This window comes from Stackebrandtia nassauensis DSM 44728 (assembly GCF_000024545.1).
In the GTDB taxonomy this organism is placed as follows: Bacteria; Actinomycetota; Actinomycetes; order Mycobacteriales; family Micromonosporaceae; genus Stackebrandtia; species Stackebrandtia nassauensis.
This window is the reverse complement of the sequence record NC_013947.1, coordinates 5,891,771-5,909,679: the sequence shown is the minus strand read 5'-3', so window position 1 is coordinate 5,909,679 and position 17,909 is coordinate 5,891,771. Positions and strand designations below refer to the sequence as shown.

Genomic DNA, 17,909 nt, shown 5'->3' with positions numbered 1-17,909 from the left:
GGCAGAGTCGGGGAATCCCGTCAATGGGTGACTACCGGGCGAAAGCGGACGGTGGGTGCGCGAGGCACCCACCGTCGCTGAGGGAGGGGTCTAGACGGTCAGCGTCCAGGTGTCGATCTTCCCGACGTCGTTCCTGGCTATGTCCTGTACGGACAATCGCCAGGAGCCGTCGGCGGCCTCACCGGACAGGTTCACCGTGTAGGTCTTGTCGACGTTGTCGGTCTGGTCGTTGTTGTTGAAGTCCTCCAACAGATAGCTGGTGCCGTCGGGTGCCAGCAGTCTCAGGACGAGATCACCGCGCCAGGTGTGATCGATGTGGACTTCCACGGTGCTGGCGGTGCCACCCTGGCGCCCGCACTCGGCGATGCCCAGGCTGGAGGTGACGGTGGCCAGGTCGGTGATGGCCACGTCGGCGTCATTGGTGTTGGCGCAGCCTTCGGGTGGCTGGGTGTCGTCGTCGACGGCCAGTTCCCACAGTCCGTAGGCGGTGGCGTCGGCCATGTGGTTGATGGCGGTCACGTTGATATTGGACGGATAGCTGTCACAACGCTGGTGGTAACAGGGATCGAAGGACTGCCCGGCCGTGCCGCCCCACTTCTGTGCCTGGGTGGTGGTCTTGCGGGCCGAGGCCCCTGTGGACAGGAAGCTGGTGGGCACGCCCGCGTTGCGGAACGGGCCGTCGTCGCTACAGCATTCGCCCATCTCGTCGGCCGCGCGGCCCACCGAACTGAAGTAGTTCTTGAACGGGGCGCTGTATGTGCCGTTGATGTTGTCGACGAAGTACCCGGCGTTGGTCGAGCCGACCATGTCGAGGTTGACGTACGCCTGGATGCCGCTGACGCCACTGGTGCGGACGTAGTAGTTCGAGCCGCGCAGGCCCGACTCCTCGTCGGCCCACCACGCGAACCGCAGGTGCTTGGCCACGGTCGGCTTGACCTCGGCCAGGGTCAGCGCCACCTCGAGCAGCGCCGCCGAACCGGAGGCGTTGTCGTTGATGCCGGGCCCGGCCGAAACGCTGTCCAGGTGGGCGCCGAACATGATGGTGGTGCTGGTGTTGCCGCCGGGCCAGTCGGCGATCACGTTCTGGTCGGAGCCGTTGCAGCTGGTGCACGTCTGCCGGGTGACCTGGAAGCCGGCGTTGGACAGCGCGGTGGCCACATAGTCCACCGAGCGGTCGTAACCGGCGGAACCGGCGACCCGGGTGCCGCCGTTGGAGCTGGCGATGGACTGGAACTGCGACAGATGCGTCTTGACGTCTTCGACGTTGATGTCGGGGGCGGCGGCCGTGGTGGCCTCGTCGGCGGGCTCCGCCGAGGCCGGGGTCGGGGACAGGATGGACAACGCCATTGCGGCGGCGGCCATCGCCCCCAAGGCGATGGCGAATCGGGATCGGTGTCTGGGCATGACAATGCTCCGATTGTGTCGGGGATGGGCACCGGAGGTTTTCCGGGGGCTAACGCACAGTAGCCCAGAATGCGAGGCATGTGAATAAATAAATACACGCTCGCGGTGACGAGCAAGTCACCGAATACCGGCAGACTGGGGGCATGATCTCGACTGTCTCACTGGTGACCGGCGGCAACCGCGGCATCGGCCGGGAGGTGTGCCGACAGCTCGCCGAGCGCGGCCACACCGTCGTCCTGACCGCCCGCTCCGACGACAAGGCCGAGCGGGCCGCGACCGAGCTGGGCGTCGACTGGCTGGCCCTGGACGTCACCGACGCGGCCAGTGTCGCGGCGGCGGTCGCCACCGTCACCGACCGCTATGGACGGCTGGACGTGCTGGTCAACAACGCCGCGATCCACTACGACACCTGGCAGCGCGGCATCACCGCCGATCTGGCGGTGGTCCGTGAGGCCGCCGAGACCAATCTGTACGGTCCCTGGCTGCTGATCGAGGAGTTCCTGCCGCTGTTGCGCGCCGGGGCGCACTCCCGGATCGTCAACGTCTCCAGCGGTTCCGGGTCGCTGAACGAGATGGGTGCCGGGACCCCGGCCTACTCGGTCTCCAAGGCCGCGCTCAACGCGCTGACCCGGATCGTGGCGGCCGAGCTGCGCGGTGACGGCGTCCTGGTCAACGCGGTGTGCCCCGGCTGGGTCGCCACCGACATGGGCGGTTCGGGCGGCAGGCCGGTCGCCGACGGGGCCGATGGGATCGTGTGGGCGGCAACGCTTCCCGACGACGGCCCCACCGGCGGCTTCTTCCGCGACCGTCGGGCGATCGCCTGGTTAGCCAGCCGAAACGCCGTGCGACCGCCCGGACGGCGTTAGCCTTCGGGTGTGCGCGAACTGATCTTGATCCACGGCTTCGGCTCCAGCTCACGGGCCTGGGCGCCGCAGCGGGAGGCGCTGTCTCAGCGGTTCCGGGTGACGGCGGTGGATCTGCCCGGCCACGGCGCCCGCGCCGCCGATGGCTTCGACCTGGACGCCGCGGTGTCGGCGGTGCGCGAGCACGTCACCGACGGCGCCCACGTGCTGGGGATCTCCGGCGGCGCCACGGTCGCGATGCTGGTCGCGCTGGCCGAACCGGGACGGCTGGGTTCGCTGCTGCTGTCGGCCCCGGTCGCCGCCCCGCCCGCGTCGCTGGCGGTGCAGCGGACGGTCATGCGGCTGACGCCCGAACCGTTGCTGCGCAACATGATGGCGAAACTGTACTCCGGCAACCGCCAGCGGTACCGCGAGACCGCCAAGCGGGACTTCGCCCGCTGCGGCAAGGCGAACCTGCTGGCCGCGCTGGCGGCGATCGCCGAGTTGGACCTCCGGGATCGGCTGTCCGACATCGACGCGCCGACGCTGGTGGTGTGCGGCACCCGGGACCGCGAGAACCTGGCACCGTCCACCGTGGTCGCCAACGGCATCCCGAGCGCGACGCTGCACGAGATCCCGGGCGTCGGTCACCTGTGGAACCTCGAGGAACCGGAACTGTTCAACCGGACGGTCGTCGACTTCGCCGCCGGGCACTGACGAGCACCGGCCCGCGCCCAGGACGGGCGGCGGGCCGGTGCGGGGGCGTTCTATCGGTAGTCGCGCAGCGTCAGGGCGCGGTAGGCGTGTTGCCGGTCCGGCTCGGTGGCGGTGCCGTTGCGGTTGAGGTGCGCCAGTTCCTGGTTGACCCGCACGTAGGGGCGCATGGTCCCCACGTAGTTGGTGAAGCCTGTGGCCAAGTCGTCGCGCGAGGCCGCCAGTTCCCCGGCCAGCACGTAGCCGCCCACCAGCGCCAGACTGGTTCCCTGGCCGCTCAACGGGGAGGCGCAGTAACCGGCGTCGCCGACCAGGCCGACGCGACCGTCCACCCAGGTGTCCATGTGGATCTGGGCCATCTCGTCGAAGTAGAAGTCCGAGGCGGAACGCATGTGCCGCAACAGGTTCGGGATCTCCCAGCCCAGGCCGCCAAAGTGTTTCTCCAGCAGCTGTTTGTGGGTCTCGGCGTCGCGGTAGTCGTAGTCGAGCTTCTCGGACTTGAATCCGATGATGGCCCGCATCTCCTCGGTCTTGCGTCCGCTGTAGATGACGGCGGTGGTGTCGCCGAGGTGTTGCAGCATCTGCCAGTGGTCCAGGTTCAGGAAGTTCGGCATGGTCCAGATCCCGACATAGCCGTCCAGGGAGCGGACGTAGTCGGATTCCGGTCCGAAGGCGAGTTTGCGGGTCACCGAGTGCAGGCCGTCGGCGCCGACGACGGCGTCGAAGTCGCCGGTGCGTCCACTGTCGAAGACGACGCTGACGCCGGTCTCGGTCGGGGTCAGTTCCGCGATGGAGTTGGAGAAGAGGAATTCCACAGCCTCGTCCACAGCACTGTGGAGAATGTTGGTGAGGTCGTCGCGCATCAGCTCGACGTCCTCGTTGTCGATGGTGCCGCCGGAGAAGGTCTCCTCGTGGGTCTCGGTGAGCACGTTGCCGTCGGCGTCCACGATCGTCATCCCGCGCAGGCCGGTGACGTTGGCGCGCACCTCGTCGAGCAGGCCCATCTCGCGGATCACGTCGAGTCCGACGCCGCGGACGTCGATGGCCTGGCCGCCGGGGCGCAGGGTGGCGGCCCGCTCGACGATCGTCACGGTGAAACCGTGGCGGCGCAGCCAGTGGGCGGTGGTGAGTCCGGCGATGCTGGCTCCGGAGACGAGTACATGGTTCATGGCGATCCTCTGAAGTTCGTACGCTGTATTCGTTACTCGTACACCATACATGCGCTGAAACCCTTGTCAATTAGGGAAAACATGCCCACAAAGCCTGTGTCTGTACTAGTGCAGAAGTATGGACATGCGGGGCGATCGCTGGAAATCGTCGGGCTAGAGTGAAGATGTGTACTAGTGCAGACGAAGGGAAGCCATGTCGAAGTCGCCGCCGTACCAAAAAATTGTGACCGAGATCAAACGCCGCATCGAGATCGGCGAACTGTCGGTCGGGGACCGGGTGCCGTCCACCCGCGCGATCGTCGAGGAATGGGGCGTGGCGATCGCGACCGCCACCAAGGCCCTGACCACGCTGCGCACCGAGGGAATCGTCCAGGCCACCCCCAGGGTCGGCACCGTCGTGGCCCGTCCACCCGCGCGGCCGTCCCGGCGCCGGGTTCTCGACACCGCCGAGGGCACCCCGATCCGGCAGCAGATCGTCGCCGCGGCCATCACGATGGCCGACGCCGAGGGAATCGCCGCGCTGTCGATGCGCTCGGTGGCCGCCCAGACCGGGATGGCCACCATGACGCTCTACCGCTACGTCAACGGCAAGGACGACCTGGTGTTCCACATGATCGACACCGTCTTCGCCGACGTCGCCGATCGCGACTACGACGGCGAGGACTGGCGCGCCCGGCTGGAGGCCATCGCGCGTCGGCTGTGGCGGCTGTTCCAGCGGCATCCGTGGCTGCCGCACGTGGTGTCGCTGGGGCGGGCCCAGCCGGTGCCCGGCCTGATCGGCTACGCCGACCGGGTGCTGGACGCGCTGCGCGACGCGAAACTCAGCCCGCTCGACAAGCTGCGGGTCCACATCTCGCTGTACGGCCTGATCCAGGGCCTGTCGGCGAGCCTGGAACAGGAGGCGCAGAACGAGGAGGAGACCGGGATGGGCAGCGAGGAATGGATGTCCGACGCCGAACCCCAGCTCGGTGATCTGATGGCCTCCGGGCGTTTCCCCGCTTTCCGCGAGGTGATCGCCGACCTTGAGTTCGAGTACGACCACGACCTCGACGCGCTGTTCGAGTTCGGGCTGGCCAGCATGCTCGACGGTGTCGCCGCGAAACTGACGAATCCGGTCGCGGCCACGTAATGTTGCCGCCGTCAAGTCGGCGCTCATCGAAAGGCCCTTCCCCCAATGGATCTACGTCTGCAAGGCAAGACCGCCCTCGTCACCGGCGCGAGCCGGGGCATCGGACTGGCGACCGCGATCGCCCTGGCCGCTGAGGGAGTCACGGTCGTTGGCGCCTCGCGCACCGTCTCCGACGAACTGCGCGACGCCGACGTCACCGTCATCACCACCGATCTGTCCGAAGCGGACGCACCGGCCCGGCTGGTCTCCCAGGCGATCGAGGCGCTGGGCGGGCGGCTCGACATCGTCGTCAACAACGCCGGTGGCGGCGACGACGTGACCGTCGGCGGACTGCTCAGCTACGACGAGGACTTCTGGCAGCGCATCTTCGACCTCAACTTCTACTCGGCCGTGCGGATCTGCCGGGCCGCTATCCCCGCGCTGCTGGAGACCGGCGGCTCGGTCGTCAACGTGTCCTCCATGGGCGCCAAGATCCCCGGCACCCCCGGGACGCCGGTTCCCTACGCCACCGCCAAGGCGGCGCTGAACGCCTTCGGCAAGTCGCTGTCCGAAGAGTACGGACCACAGGGGATCAGCGTGCGGACCGTCTCGCCAGGCCCGACCCTCACCTCGATCTGGGACGCCGACAAGTACGGCGGCGGCGTCGCGGCCTCGGCCGGGGTCGAGCACTCCGACCTGATGAAGAACCTCCCGGCCCTGAGCGGCATGACGACCGGACGTTTCGTCACCGCCGAGGAGGTCGGCGCCTTCATCACGTACCTGGTGTCGCCGCTGGGCGAGAGCATCGTCGGCAGCGACCACCTGATCGAGGGCGGCGCCATCAAGACCGTCTAGACGCAGACGTTGGGGGCCGTGCGTGCCCGAGCACGGCCCCCAACTCATACAGAGGGAAGAAGGTCAATCGGGGCGGGGCGCCGCGTTGAACATGACCGACCGCAGCAGCGGACGGCTCAACGCGCTGGCCGCCAGGACGCCCGCCAGTCCCAGTACCACCGTCGCGCCCAGCGCCACCGCTCCGGAGGTGCTCAGGCTGACGGCGCTGATGAACGGGGTCGCCAGCAGCACGCCGGTGGCGATGGAGCCACCGCCCATGATGGTCAGCGGGATCAGGGTCTCGGTGCGGCGCGCGGCGTTGAGCGTCTTCATCGGCGTACCGGACAGGTGCAGCAGCGCGTAGGTCTGCCGTCGGTCCAAAACCGCCGAGGCGCCCGAGATCGCCGCGCTGACCATGGCGATCAGCAGCGACACCGACAGCACCACCAGGATGCCGGTCCGGATGTCGGCGAAGGTGCGCATCCCCTCGGCGTCCTCGTCGTAGGAGACAACGACGTCGGCGTTGGGAACCTTGGCCGAAAGCGCGGTGCGCAGTTCGTCGACGACCGCGATCTCGCCCTTGGGCGCCTTCGTGGTCAGGTACTCCACCTTCTCGTTCTCGTCGGTGGCCTCGTCGACGGAGGCGTCCGGAAGGTGCTTGTCCAGAACCGTGGTGACGTCCTGTCTCTGGGAGTCGGACACGGTGATCTCGATGCCGATGTGGTCGGTCTCGCCGATGCTCTGCGGGGCGAGCAGCGCGATGAATCCGGCCACGAACCCGGTCAGGGCGACACCGGCGACGGTGCGCCACGCGGAGCGTGGATCGTCGACCAGACGGCGTCCCGCCAGCAGCGTGGAGGGGCGACGCGCCATCGCGGCGGTGATCCGGCCGATGATGGAGACCACCCACGGGCCCACCAGGTTGATGGCCAGGAAGGTGCCGCCCATCAGGACCAGCAGCAGGATGGCGCCGATGCCGCCCAGGTTGCCGAACATCCCGAAGGCCATGGCCAGGAACGCGACCATGAGGACCACCAGGACCAGCAGTCGGATCGCCCGCAGCCCGGGGGGAGTGTGGCGACGGGCCACGCCCAGTGGACTGACCACGACCCGGCGCAGTCCGATGACGGCCGACAGTCCGACCAGCAGCGGGACCAGCAACAGCGTGGCGGCGACCCACAGTGGACCCGGCATGAGTTCGGTGACACGCCAGCCCGCGCCGTCGATGGGGATCCGCGCCAGCGCCGGGGTCGCGGCGAAGTAGATCGCGGCTCCGGCGACCGCGCCGATGGCGGCGGTGATCATTGCCTCGGCGACGGTCAGCTTCACGACCTGGCCCGGGGTGGCGCCGATCAGCCGCAGACTGGCCAGCCGCTGGTCGCGGCGGGCGACGGTGAGCCGGGCGGCGGCGCCGCCGAACACCAGCAGCGGCACGGCCATCAGCACCGTCGCGACGGCCATCAGCCCCATGTAGGCGACGTAGGTGTCGCTGACCCGGTTCGACTCGAAGCTGACGATTCCGGTGGGGGATTCGTTCTGGCCGTAGCGATCCGCGGTCATGGCGACGTCGCCGGGCTTGTGGCCGACGATGACGACCAGGTCGGCGTCGTTGATGAGCGCCTCGTCGCCGAGTTCGCCGGTGACCTTGCCGGGGAACCGGTCGGCCAGCCGCTCTTCGGGAAGCTTGTCGATGAGGGCGGCCATCGCGGGTGAGGCCCACACCTCGCCGGGCTTGGGGAAGTGGTCCATGCCGGGCGGGATCGGGGGCTTGCCGTCGCCGGTGGCGGCCAGGTCGACGTGGGTGAACTCCTCACCACCGGCGTTGTCGACGGTGACCGCCTGGATCGCGGTGGGATCGTCGGGCACCTCGCCGACGACCTCGGGGTTGAGGCCCTCCTTGGCGGGCAGTCGCCAGGAGGTGTGGTCGGCGCGTTCGGCGAAGGCGAGGTTGCCCGCCACCGAGAACAACAGCAGCGCGGTGACCAGCGCGACCGCCGCCAGGGTCAGGATCGAGCCGAGCATGCCGCGGCGGCCGCCGCCGCGCAACAGCCGCCAGGCCATGGAGAATGTGTTCATTACCAGGCACCGGCCCTTCCCGGGACGGAGCCGGGGATCGGGGACGTGGTCGAGGCAGGCTGGCCGGAACCGCTGGGCGCCAAGGCTTCCACGGGGGCGGGTCGCGAGGTGTCGGAGGTGACCAGGCCGTCGCGGATCTCGATCGTCCGGTCACAGTGGGCGGCCACCGAGGCGTCGTGGGTGACCACGATCAGACTGGCCCGCTGGCCCTTCGTCGAGGCCACCAGGGTGCGCATCGTCTCGGTGCCGGTCGCCTGGTCCAGCGCGCCGGTCGGTTCGTCCGCGAACACCACCGCCGGACCCGAGACCAGGGCGCGGGCCAGGGCCACCCGCTGGGCCTGCCCGCCCGACAGCTCGCCGGGGCGGCGCTTGTCCAGACCGGTGAGACCCAGGTTCGGGAACCACTGGTGCGCCTCGCGCAGCGCGGTGGACTTGCCGGTGCCGCCCAACATCAACGGCAGCGCCACGTTCTCGACCGCCGTCAGCTCCGGCAACAGCTGCCCGAACTGGAACAAGAACCCGAACCGGGTGCGGCGCAGGCGACTGCGCTGCGCCTCCGACATCGTGTCGATGCGCTGATCCAGCAGCCGCACCTCGCCCGCGTCGGGACGCATGATGCCCGCCAGGCAGTGCAGCAACGTCGACTTGCCGGAACCACTGGGCCCCATGATGGCCACCGCCTCGGCGCGCTGGACGCCGAAGTCGACCCCCGCCAGCGCGAGCGTCGAGCCGAAGCTCTTGGCCAGGCCGGTCCCACTCAATACCGTCTCGTTCACAAAAGTGTCCTCTCCACTAGTCGTTTCGCTTGTTGTCTTCGGTGATCTGCCACAGCGGCAGCAGGACCGCGCCCGCCAGCAGGAAGATCACGCCGACGGGGATACCGATGAGGGCTCCGAAAGTGTTGATCGTCGTCATGACTCCACAATCCGGTTTCGGGCGCCGTCGGGCATCGGCTCGCGGACGGGTTGTGGGCGCGGGCCCTCCGCCAAATGGCGGAGGACCTTCGCTGGGGCGCGTAGCGTGTCCCGGGTGTTGACCAGTGACCGTGTACACCGCCTCGGCGGTTTCCTGATCCGGATGTGCCTGGTGGGTTTCCTCGGGCTGGTGTGGCTGGTGGAATCGCTGGCCGTCGTCCAGGACGCCGAATACTCGCTGGACCGGCTCTTCGTCGGGATGGCGTGCCTGGTGTCCGGGCTCGTGGCCATGGCGGTGGTGCTGTTCGCCGAGGGGCACCTGCCACAGTGGGCGCTTCCCGCCGGTGGGTTGTCCATACTGGTCACCGCCGGGTGTTTCGTGATCGATGGCGGCCAGGCCAAACCGGGCTTCGCCGAGACCGGTGCGCTGATCATCCTGGTGGCGTGGACGTCGCGGCGTTTCGACGCCCCGCGCGGCAAACTCGCCACCGGGCTGCTGATCGTGGCGCTGTTGCTGATGCCGCTGCGGTTGACGCAGGGCGTCAGACAGGGCGTCGCCTTCGAGTTCCTGATCGTCATGTCGATCGCGGCGGCGCTGGCGCTGGGCGCCTACCTGTACAGCGTGGACGCGCGGCGGCGGCGGGCGATCGCGACGGTGCGGCACGGCGAGCGGCTGGAACTGGCCCGCGAACTGCACGACTTCGTCGCCCACCACGTCACCGGCATCGTGGTGCAGGCCCAGGCCGCGCAGTACATCACCCAGGACGATCCGGCCCGGGCCCGGGAATCCTTCGGCGCCATCGAGAAGGCGGGGCTGGAGGCGCTGACGTCGATGCGCAGGCTCGTCGACGTGATGCGACAGGACGACTCCGGTGCCGGGGCCCGGCCGCTGGGCGATCTGGGGCAGACCGCCGAACTCGTCGACCGGTTCCGGCACGGCGACGCCATCGCCACCCTGTACGTGTCACCGGAACTCACCCCCGAGACGCTGGCGCCGGAGACCGCCGCCTCCGTCCACCGTATCGTCCAAGAGGGACTGACGAACGTCCGCAAGCACGCCGCCGGGGTCAGCGCCGTCACCGTCGCGGTCGCGGCGGTCAACAGCGGCGTCGAGGTCACGGTGCGCGACGACGGCGGCCCGGCCACCGGCAGCCGGCTGTCCGCCGTCGGCGGCGGCTTCGGACTGGAGGGGCTGCACGAACGCGCCACCGCGATCGGCGGACGGCTGCGCGCCGGACCGCGTCCCGAGGGCGGCTGGGAAGTGGTGGCGACCCTGCCGCTGCGCAGCCCTTGAGACTGACCCGGAACGGCCTGGCAGGATCGCCTCGAACCGTCGAACAGGAGAAGCCGTGACGATCAAGGTCCTCATCGCCGACGATCAGGAAATGGTGCGCACCGGTTTCCGGATGATCGTCAACGCCAACAGCGACATGGAGGTCGTCGCGGAGGCCGCCGACGGCGTCGAGGCGGTGGAACTGGCCCGGCGGCACCGGCCGGACGTGTCACTGCTCGACATTCGGATGCCCAAACAGGACGGACTCCAGGCGACCCGGCTGCTGGCCGGACCGGGCGTGGCCGAGCCGCTCAAGATCGTCGTCGTGACGACCTTCGACCTCGACGAATACGTCTACGGCGCGCTGCGGGCCGGAGCGTTGGGCTTCCTGCTCAAGGACGCCGGACCCACGCTGCTCATCGAGGCGATCCGCGCGGCGGCGGGCGGCGAGTCGCTGGTGTCCCCGGCGATCACCGTCCGGCTGCTGAAGCACCTGGCCCGTCCGCCCGCCGCACCGGCGGCGATACCGCTGTCGGAACGGGAACTGGACGTGGTCGAACGCGTCGCCAGGGGACGCACCAACAACGAGATCGCCGAGGAACTGTTCGTCGCGGTCTCGACGGTCAAGTCGCACCTGGAATCGGTGCGCGCCAAGATCAACGTCCGCAACCGCACCGAGATCGCGGTGTGGGCCTGGGAGAACAAGATCGTCGGTTAAAGGCTGGTTTCGGGACGGCCGATTTGCACCCTGGCGGCGTTGTCCTCCTCCCGAGTGCTGGCGCACTAGGTCGTCGTCCTCCTTGCCAGGGACACAAATCATCTCGCCCCGAATTCCAGCCTTTGATCAGAACTGGTCCCCGTAGAGGTTGAGGCCCCAGATCAGGGCGCCAGCGATCGCGATGACGATGACGATCACGCCCACGGTGCCCAGCACTCGCACGGGGGAGATGTAGGACGCGTCCTCCTCGGCGGCGCGGCGCGACTGCCACGGCGGGTCGGCGGGCGCGGGGGCGAGCTGGGAGGTCGTGAGCGAGCCGGTGTCCGGCTCGACCTGGATGGTGCTCTGCGGCGACTCGTAGCCGAACTGCGGCGGCTGCCGGTCGATGATGGCGGTGTCGGCCGCGTGGGGCCGCTGCATCGGCGGGGCGGAATGCGGGCGCTGCGGCGGCGAGTCGTGCCGCAACGGGGGTGCCGAGTGGGGCTGGACCGTCGTGGCCTGCGCGGTGGGCGGCTCGTGGAACGGCTGCCGGTCGATCGTGGCGGTGTCACCCGCGTAGGACTGCGGCATCGGCGGCGCGGAATATGGCCGCTGGGGTGGCGAATCCTGCCGGAACGGCGGGGCCGAGTTGGGCCGCATGGCCGAGGTCTCACCCGTGGGCGGCTCCCGGAACGACTGCCGTTCGATACGCGCGGTGGGTTCCGGCGCGTGGTGCTGGAACGGGGGTGCCGAAGCGGGCGGGAAGCTGGTCGGGGGCTCGTCGAAGCCGGGCTGACGCTGGTACGGCGGCGCCGAAGCGGGCCGTTGCGGGGCGTCGAACCCCTGTTGCCGCTGGTACGGGGGTGCCGATTGGGGCGGTGACGGGTGGCGTTGCGACGGCGGCGCCGAGTGGGGCCGCACGGTCGCGGTCTCGCCGGTGGCGTACTCGCGGTACGGCGATGGCGGCCGCTGCCCGACGGTGAGGTTCTCCGAGGTCGACGGCTCGCGGAACCGCGACTGGGGCCGCAGAGCGGGCGCCTCCTCGGTCGACGGTTCCGCGTACGGCCGCAACCCCGCGCCCATCCGCGGCGGGGACGGTTCGGGAACCGGTGGCCACAGCGTGGGTGCCTCGACCGACGGGGGCTCGTCCATCATCAGGCGCTGCCGCGGCGGGCCCTGACGTCCGGAATCGGCCTGGCCGTCCGGCGCGTAGGGGTTGCGGCGCCGCCCGTGCTGCGGTGCCGGAGAGACGGGCGCGCCGCGCCAGGGCGGCTCACCGTATTGGTCGAACGCGTTGTGGCTCATGGTGGGTCAGATCCGGTTCGGGTCAGTCGGCGGGAGACGGCGGTGCTGCCGTCCCTGGACCAGGGTAGGCGAAGAGACGCCGTTTCGACAGTCATGCCGTGGCCGGTCCCACCGGCGATGTAATAGACGTGAGGTACCAGCATATGGACCGTTACGATATTCGGCGTGACTCCGCAGATTCTCGCCGAAAAGGTGCTGTCCGCCGCACGCGCGGCCTTCGACGCCGCCGGTCTGGACACCGGTGTGCTCCCCCAGACGGCTACTGTGGAGCGACCCCGGGTCGCCGAGCACGGTGACTACTCGTCGAACATCAGCCTCCAGGTGGCCAAGAAGGCCGGGAAACCGCCCCGCGAACTGGCCGAGGCCATCGCCGCGAACCTGAGGGCGGTGGAGGGTATCGCCGCCGTCGACATCGCCGGACCCGGCTTCCTCAACATCAAGCTGGACGCCGCCGCGACCGGAGCCGTCGCCGGGAAGATCATCGAAGCCGGGGATACTTACGGCCACAATGATTCCCTGAATGGCCAGAAGCTGAACCTCGAGTTCGTCTCCGCCAACCCCACGGGTCCGATCCACATCGGATCGGTGCGCTGGGCCGCCGTCGGCGACGCCCTGGGCCGGGTCATCTCCGCGTCCGGCGCCGAGGTCACCACCGAGTACTACGTCAACGACGCCGGGGTCCAGATGGACCTGTTCGGCGCCTCGCTGCTGGCCGCCGCCAAGGGTGAGCCGGTGCCCGCCGACGGCTACCAGGGCGACTACGTCAAGGACATCGCCAAGCAGATCGTCGCCGACCGGCCCGAGCTGCTGACGTCCGACGACCCCCGGCAGGGCTTCCGGCAGGCGGGGCTCGACCTGATGCTCGCCGAGATCAAGCGGTCGCTGGCCGACTTCGGCGTCCACTTCGACGTCTACTTCAGCGAGAAGCAGCTGCACGACGGCGGCGACATCGACGCCGCGGTGGCGAAGCTGACCGAACTGGGCGCCACCTTCGAGTCCGAGGGCGCGCTGTGGCTGCGCACCACCGACCACGGCGACGACAAGGACCGGGTGCTGCGCAAGGAGGACGGCACCTGGACCTACTTCGCCGCCGACGCCGCCTACTACCGCGACAAGCGGCAGCGGGGCTTCGACCCGCTGGTGTACATGCTCGGCGCCGACCATCACGGCTACATCGGACGGATGAAGGCGCTGTCGGCCTGTTTCGGCGACGACCCCAACGCCACCATCGAGATCCTCATCGGACAGTTGGTGAACCTGAAGAAGGACGGCCAGCCGCTGCGGATGAGCAAGCGGGCGGGCACCATCACCACGCTGGACGAGTTCGTCGCCGCGCTCGGCTCCGACGCCGGACGCTACGCGCTGGCCCGCTACTCCAGCGACTCCACCATCGACCTCGACCTGGACCTGTGGACCAGCGCGTCCAACGACAACCCGGTCTACTACGTCCAGTACGCGCACGCCCGGATCGCCTCGCTGCTGCGCAACGCGGGCGAGCTGGGGCTGTCGCGCGGCGAGTCGTACGACCCCAAGCTGCTCGACCATCCGCGCGAGTCCGACCTGCTCAAACAGCTGGCCGGGTTCCCCAAGGTGGTGGCCACCGCCGCCGAACTGCGGGAACCGCACCGCGTCGCCCGTTACGCCGAAGACCTCGCCGGGGCATATCACCGCTTCTACGACGCCTGCCGGGTGCTGCCGCGCGGCGACGAGGAGTTCACCGACACCGGCGCCGCCCGGCTGTGGCTGGTGGAGGCGACCCGCGTCGTGCTCGCCAACGCGCTGCGGCTGCTCGGTGTCTCAGCCCCGGAGCGTATGTAATGCGAGTACACGAAGCAGGCGCGCTGCACGAGGAGTACACCGGCGGCCACGGCCCCGCGTGGCTGCGGATGCCCGTCGACGTCAACGATCTGATCCCGCAGCTGTGGGCCCGCACCGTCAACCGTGACGACGCGGGCGTGCTGACCGTCGGCGGCGTCGACGTCAACAAGCTGGCCGCCGAGTTCGGCACCGCCGCCTACGTCGTCGACGAGGCCGACTTCCGGTCCCGGCTGCGCGACTTCCGCGGCTCCTTCAGCGCCAACTTCCCGGATGGAGCGGTGTACTACGCCGGGAAGTCGTTCCTGTGCAAGGCGGTGGCGCGCTGGGTTGCCGAGGAGGGCGTCAACCTCGACATCTGCACCGGCGGCGAGCTGGCCACCGCCGTGGCGGCCGGGTTCCCCGGTGAACGGCTGGCCTTCCACGGCAACAACAAGTCCGAGGCCGAACTGGCCGCCGCCCTGGACGCCGGGGTCGGCACCATCGTGCTGGACTCCCGCATCGAGGTCGAGCGGCTCACCCGGCTGGCCAAGCAGCGCGGCGTGCGGCCGGGCGTCATGGTGCGCACCAAGGTGGGCGTCGAGGCGCACACCCACGAGTACATCGCCACCGCGCACGAGGACCAGAAGTTCGGGCTGTCGCTGGAGGCGGCGGTGAAGGCGGCCAAGCACATCCTGGCCGCCGACGTGCTGCACCTGAAGGGCCTGCACTCCCACATCGGTTCCCAGATCTTCGAGACCACGGCCTTCGAGGTCGCGGCCCGCCGCGTCATCGGCGCCCACGAGCAGATCCAGCGCGAGACCGGTAAGACGCTTCCGGAACTGGGCCTGGGCGGCGGTTTCGGCATCGCCTACACCACACAGGACGATCCACAGTCGCCGAGGCAGCTGGCCGACGGACTGCGAAAGATCGTCGACCACGAGTGCGACAACCTCGGCATCGACATCCCGTCCATCACGGTGGAACCGGGCCGGGCCATCTCCGGGCCCACCACGTTCACACTGTATGAAGTGGGCACCGTCAAGTCGGTGGACCTGGGCGCCGGACGGGTGCGCAGCTACGTCAGCGTCGACGGCGGCATGAGCGACAACATCCGCACCGCCATGTACGGCGCGACCTATTCGGTCACACTGGCCTCGCGGCTGTCGGACGCGCCGCCGATCCTGGGCCGGGTCGTGGGCAAACACTGCGAGGCCGGAGACATCATCGTGCGGGACGAGTTCCTGCCCGGCGACATCAAACCCGGTGACCTGATCGCGGTGCCCGGCACCGGCGCCTACTGCCGCAGCATGGCCAGCAACTACAACCACGTCCCCCGGCCGCCGGTGGTCGCGGTCGCCGACGGGACGGCGCGGCTCATCGTCCGCGGCGAGTCCGTCGACGATCTGCTCAATCTGGACGTCGGCTGAGGGGAAGCCAGTTGAAGATAGCGCTGCTTGGCTGCGGGAACGTCGGCACCGAGGTCGTCCGGCTGCTGGACGCCCAACGCTCCGATCTGGAGGCTCGGGTCGGGGAACCGTTGGAGCTGGCGGGAATCGCGGTGCGCCGTCCCGGCAAGGACCGCAGCGACCTGCCGGTGGACCCGTCACTGTTCACCGCCGACGCGATCGGTCTGGCCACGCGCGCCGACGTCGACATCGTCGTCGAACTCGTCGGCGGCATCGAACCGGCCCGCACCTGGATCACCTCCGCCCTGGAACTGGGCAAGAGCGTCGTGACCGGGAACAAGGCGCTGCTGGCCGAGGACGGCGCCAGCCTCTACGAGGCAGCGGCGGCAGCCAATGTGGACCTGTACTACGAGGCCTCGGTGGCGGCGGCGATCCCGCTGCTGCGGCCGCTGCGCGAATCGCTGCACGGTGACACCGTCACCCGGGTGATGGGGATCGTCAACGGCACCACCAACTTCATCCTGTCGCGGATGACCCAGACCGGCGCCGGTTTCGCCGAGGCCCTTGAGGAGGCGGGCGATCTCGGTTACGCCGAGGCCGACCCCACCGCCGACATCGAGGGCTACGACGCCGCCGCCAAGGCCGCGATTCTCGCGGGGCTGGCCTTCCACACCCGGGTCACCGCCTCCGACGTCTACCGCGAGGGCATCACCGAGGTGACGGCCGCCGACGTGGCCAGCGCCAAACGGATGGACTGCGTCATCAAACTGCTGTGCATCGCCACCCGCGACGCCGACTCGGTCAGCGTCCGGGTGCATCCGGCGATGATCCCGAACGACCATCCGCTGGCCGGGGTCAACGGCGCCTACAACGCCGTGTTCATCGAGGCCGAGGCCGCCGGGCAGCTGATGTTCTACGGCGCGGGCGCCGGTGGCGCCCCCACCGCCTCGGCGGTGCTGGGCGACCTGGTCGCGGTGGCCCGGTCGCGGCGCGGCGGCGCCCGGGCGGTCCCGCAGTCCAGTTACGCGCAGCTGGCGGTACGCCCGATGGGCGAGGTCATCACGAGTTACCACGTCAACCTGGACGTGGACGACGAACCGGGTGTGCTGGCCGAGGTGGCGTCGGTGTTCGCCGCCCACCGCGTCAGCATGCGTACGGTACGGCAGTCGGGCCGAGGCGACGACGCCGTGCTGGTGGCCGTCACCCACCCCGCCACCGACGCCCAGTTGTCAGCGACCGTCGCGGAACTGGCGAAGCTGCCAACCGTACGACGGGTCGACAGTGTCATGCGAGTAGAGGGTGAGTTAGGACGATGGGCGGAAACTGGCGCGGCCTGATCGAGGAGTTCGGTGACCGGTTGCCGGTAACCGCCGACACCCCCGTGGTCACCTTGCGGGAGGGCGGAACCCCGCTGCTGCCCGCCCCGGCGCTGTCACAGCGCACCGGTTGCACCGTGTACCTGAAGATCGAGGGCGCCAACCCGACCGGGTCCTTCAAGGACCGGGGCATGACGGTGGCGGTGTCCAAGGCCGCCGAGGAGGGTGCCAAGGCCGTCATCTGCGCGTCCACCGGCAACACCTCGGCCTCGGCCGCCGCCTACGCGGCCCGGGCCGGACTGACCTGCGCGGTGCTGGTGCCGCAGGGCAAGATCGCGCTCGGCAAACTGGCGCAGGCGCTGGTCCACGGCGCCAAACTGCTGCAAGTGGACGGTAACTTCGACGACTGTCTGGCGCTGGCGTCCAAACTGGCGCTCGACTATCCGGTGGCGCTGGTCAACTCGGTGAACCCGTACCGGTTGCACGGCCAGAAGACCGCCGCCTTCGAGATCGTGGCGGCACTGGGCGACGCCCCCGACGTCCACTGTCTGCCGGTGGGCAACGCGGGCAACATCACCGCCTACTGGATGGGCTACACCGAGGACCACGACGCGGGCAACGCCAAACAGCGTCCCCGGATGCTGGGCGTGCAGGCCGCGGGATCGGCGCCGATCGTCAACGGCGCGGTGGTCTCGCAGCCGCAGACGATCGCGACCGCGATCCGGATCGGCAACCCGGCCAGCTGGACCAAGGCCCTGGACGCCCGCGACGCCTCCGGCGGCGACATCCGCGCGGTGTCCGATCGCGACATCCACCGCGCCTACCTGCTGCTGGCCCGCTCCGAGGGCGTCTTCGTCGAGCTGGCCTCGGCCGCCAGCGTCGCCGGACTGCTGACGGCGGTCACCGACGGCACCGTGGCCGCCGGATCCACAGTGGTGTGCACCGTCACCGGCCACGGCCTCAAGGACCCGGACTGGGCCGTGACCACGGCACCGCAGCCGCAGACGATCCCGGTGGACGTCGAAGCCGCCGCCCGCTCGCTGGGGCTGTAGCA

At 69.5% G+C, this 17,909-nt stretch carries 16 protein-coding genes; 10 read left to right on the top strand and 6 right to left on the bottom strand.

The window, feature by feature from the left end:
• Positions 1 to 90: 90 nt before the first annotated feature.
• The gene (locus SNAS_RS27505; protein WP_013020762.1) at positions 91 to 1,404 is read right to left on the bottom strand and encodes a M28 family peptidase; all 1,314 of its coding nucleotides are present in this window, start codon (positions 1,402 to 1,404) and stop codon (positions 91 to 93) included.
• Between the two features lie 143 nt (positions 1,405 to 1,547).
• Here SNAS_RS27505 and SNAS_RS27500 point away from each other — a divergent pair, with 143 nt between their 5' ends.
• Both SNAS_RS27500 and SNAS_RS27495 read left to right on the top strand, forming a co-directional pair.
• The gene (locus tag SNAS_RS27500; protein ID WP_013020761.1) at positions 1,548 to 2,270 is read left to right on the top strand and encodes an SDR family NAD(P)-dependent oxidoreductase; all 723 of its coding nucleotides are present in this window, start codon (positions 1,548 to 1,550) and stop codon (positions 2,268 to 2,270) included.
• Positions 2,271 to 2,279: 9 nt separating this feature from the next.
• The gene (locus SNAS_RS27495) at positions 2,280 to 2,963 is read left to right on the top strand and encodes an alpha/beta fold hydrolase (RefSeq protein ID WP_013020760.1); all 684 of its coding nucleotides are present in this window, start codon (positions 2,280 to 2,282) and stop codon (positions 2,961 to 2,963) included.
• Between the two features lie 50 nt (positions 2,964 to 3,013).
• Here the strand turns inward: SNAS_RS27495 and SNAS_RS27490 are convergent, their stop codons facing one another.
• Positions 3,014 to 4,129: an FAD-dependent monooxygenase gene (locus SNAS_RS27490; protein ID WP_013020759.1), complete on the bottom strand. Its 1,116-nt coding sequence runs from the start codon at positions 4,127 to 4,129 to the stop codon at positions 3,014 to 3,016.
• Positions 4,130 to 4,322: 193 nt separating this feature from the next.
• Here SNAS_RS27490 and SNAS_RS27485 point away from each other — a divergent pair, with 193 nt between their 5' ends.
• Both SNAS_RS27485 and SNAS_RS27480 read left to right on the top strand, forming a co-directional pair.
• Positions 4,323 to 5,258, top strand: coding sequence for a TetR/AcrR family transcriptional regulator C-terminal domain-containing protein (locus SNAS_RS27485; RefSeq protein ID WP_013020758.1), 936 nt, complete (start codon positions 4,323 to 4,325; stop codon positions 5,256 to 5,258).
• 45 nt (positions 5,259 to 5,303) lie between these two features.
• Positions 5,304 to 6,092, top strand: a complete 789-nt coding sequence (locus tag SNAS_RS27480; RefSeq protein ID WP_013020757.1) for an SDR family NAD(P)-dependent oxidoreductase — start codon at positions 5,304 to 5,306, stop codon at positions 6,090 to 6,092.
• Between the two features lie 63 nt (positions 6,093 to 6,155).
• Here the strand turns inward: SNAS_RS27480 and SNAS_RS27475 are convergent, their stop codons facing one another.
• The 3 genes from SNAS_RS27475 to SNAS_RS37290 are packed head-to-tail and all read right to left on the bottom strand — an operon-like array spanning position 6,156 to position 9,062.
• The gene (locus SNAS_RS27475; protein WP_013020756.1) at positions 6,156 to 8,147 is read right to left on the bottom strand and encodes an FtsX-like permease family protein; all 1,992 of its coding nucleotides are present in this window, start codon (positions 8,145 to 8,147) and stop codon (positions 6,156 to 6,158) included.
• Positions 8,147 to 8,923 carry an ABC transporter ATP-binding protein gene (locus SNAS_RS27470; RefSeq protein WP_013020755.1) on the bottom strand — a complete coding sequence of 259 codons (777 nt, stop codon included), beginning with the start codon at positions 8,921 to 8,923 and terminating at the stop codon, positions 8,147 to 8,149. The genes SNAS_RS27475 and SNAS_RS27470 overlap by 1 nt, the downstream gene beginning before the upstream one ends.
• A gap of 16 nt (positions 8,924 to 8,939) precedes the next feature.
• Positions 8,940 to 9,062, bottom strand: coding sequence for a hypothetical protein (locus SNAS_RS37290; protein ID WP_013020754.1), 123 nt, complete (start codon positions 9,060 to 9,062; stop codon positions 8,940 to 8,942).
• A 114-nt stretch (positions 9,063 to 9,176) separates the two neighbouring features.
• Here SNAS_RS37290 and SNAS_RS27465 point away from each other — a divergent pair, with 114 nt between their 5' ends.
• The gene (locus tag SNAS_RS27465; RefSeq protein ID WP_169313928.1) at positions 9,177 to 10,355 is read left to right on the top strand and encodes a sensor histidine kinase; all 1,179 of its coding nucleotides are present in this window, start codon (positions 9,177 to 9,179) and stop codon (positions 10,353 to 10,355) included.
• A gap of 55 nt (positions 10,356 to 10,410) precedes the next feature.
• Positions 10,411 to 11,052 (top strand): response regulator, encoded by a 642-nt coding sequence (locus SNAS_RS27460; RefSeq protein ID WP_013020752.1) that lies wholly within the window; start codon positions 10,411 to 10,413, stop codon positions 11,050 to 11,052.
• A gap of 126 nt (positions 11,053 to 11,178) precedes the next feature.
• Here the strand turns inward: SNAS_RS27460 and SNAS_RS27455 are convergent, their stop codons facing one another.
• The gene (locus SNAS_RS27455; RefSeq protein ID WP_013020751.1) at positions 11,179 to 12,336 is read right to left on the bottom strand and encodes a hypothetical protein; all 1,158 of its coding nucleotides are present in this window, start codon (positions 12,334 to 12,336) and stop codon (positions 11,179 to 11,181) included.
• Between the two features lie 165 nt (positions 12,337 to 12,501).
• Between SNAS_RS27455 and argS the strand changes: the two genes are divergently transcribed.
• The 4 genes from argS to thrC are packed head-to-tail and all read left to right on the top strand — an operon-like array spanning position 12,502 to position 17,907.
• Positions 12,502 to 14,154, top strand: coding sequence for an arginine--tRNA ligase (argS, locus tag SNAS_RS27450; RefSeq protein WP_013020750.1), 1,653 nt, complete (start codon positions 12,502 to 12,504; stop codon positions 14,152 to 14,154).
• On the top strand, positions 14,154 to 15,560 hold the full coding sequence (gene lysA / locus SNAS_RS27445) for a diaminopimelate decarboxylase (RefSeq protein WP_013020749.1): 1,407 nt from the start codon (positions 14,154 to 14,156) through the stop codon (positions 15,558 to 15,560). Before argS ends, lysA begins: the two co-directional genes overlap by 1 nt.
• 11 nt (positions 15,561 to 15,571) lie before the next feature.
• Entirely contained in the window at positions 15,572 to 16,876 is a 1,305-nt protein-coding gene (locus SNAS_RS27440) for a homoserine dehydrogenase (protein WP_013020748.1), read from the top strand.
• On the top strand, positions 16,852 to 17,907 hold the full coding sequence (thrC, locus tag SNAS_RS27435; RefSeq protein WP_013020747.1) for a threonine synthase: 1,056 nt from the start codon (positions 16,852 to 16,854) through the stop codon (positions 17,905 to 17,907). Before SNAS_RS27440 ends, thrC begins: the two co-directional genes overlap by 25 nt.
• Positions 17,908 to 17,909: the final 2 nt, after the last annotated feature.

Excerpts from the sequence above, each read along its gene's own strand:
- SNAS_RS27505 (WP_013020762.1), bottom strand. The coding sequence starts at position 1,404 with ATGCCCAGACACCGATCCCGATTCGCCATCGCCTTGGGGGCGATGGCC.
- SNAS_RS27500 (WP_013020761.1), top strand. The coding sequence starts at position 1,548 with ATGATCTCGACTGTCTCACTGGTGACCGGCGGCAACCGCGGCATCGGC.
- SNAS_RS27490 (WP_013020759.1), bottom strand. The coding sequence starts at position 4,129 with ATGAACCATGTACTCGTCTCCGGAGCCAGCATCGCCGGACTCACCACC.
- SNAS_RS27485 (WP_013020758.1), top strand. The coding sequence starts at position 4,323 with ATGTCGAAGTCGCCGCCGTACCAAAAAATTGTGACCGAGATCAAACGC.
- SNAS_RS27480 (WP_013020757.1), top strand. The coding sequence starts at position 5,304 with ATGGATCTACGTCTGCAAGGCAAGACCGCCCTCGTCACCGGCGCGAGC.
- SNAS_RS27475 (WP_013020756.1), bottom strand. The coding sequence starts at position 8,147 with ATGAACACATTCTCCATGGCCTGGCGGCTGTTGCGCGGCGGCGGCCGC.
- SNAS_RS37290 (WP_013020754.1), bottom strand. The coding sequence starts at position 9,062 with ATGACGACGATCAACACTTTCGGAGCCCTCATCGGTATCCCCGTCGGC.
- SNAS_RS27455 (WP_013020751.1), bottom strand. The coding sequence starts at position 12,336 with ATGAGCCACAACGCGTTCGACCAATACGGTGAGCCGCCCTGGCGCGGC.
- lysA (WP_013020749.1), top strand. The coding sequence starts at position 14,154 with ATGCGAGTACACGAAGCAGGCGCGCTGCACGAGGAGTACACCGGCGGC.
- thrC (WP_013020747.1), top strand. The coding sequence starts at position 16,852 with ATGGGCGGAAACTGGCGCGGCCTGATCGAGGAGTTCGGTGACCGGTTG.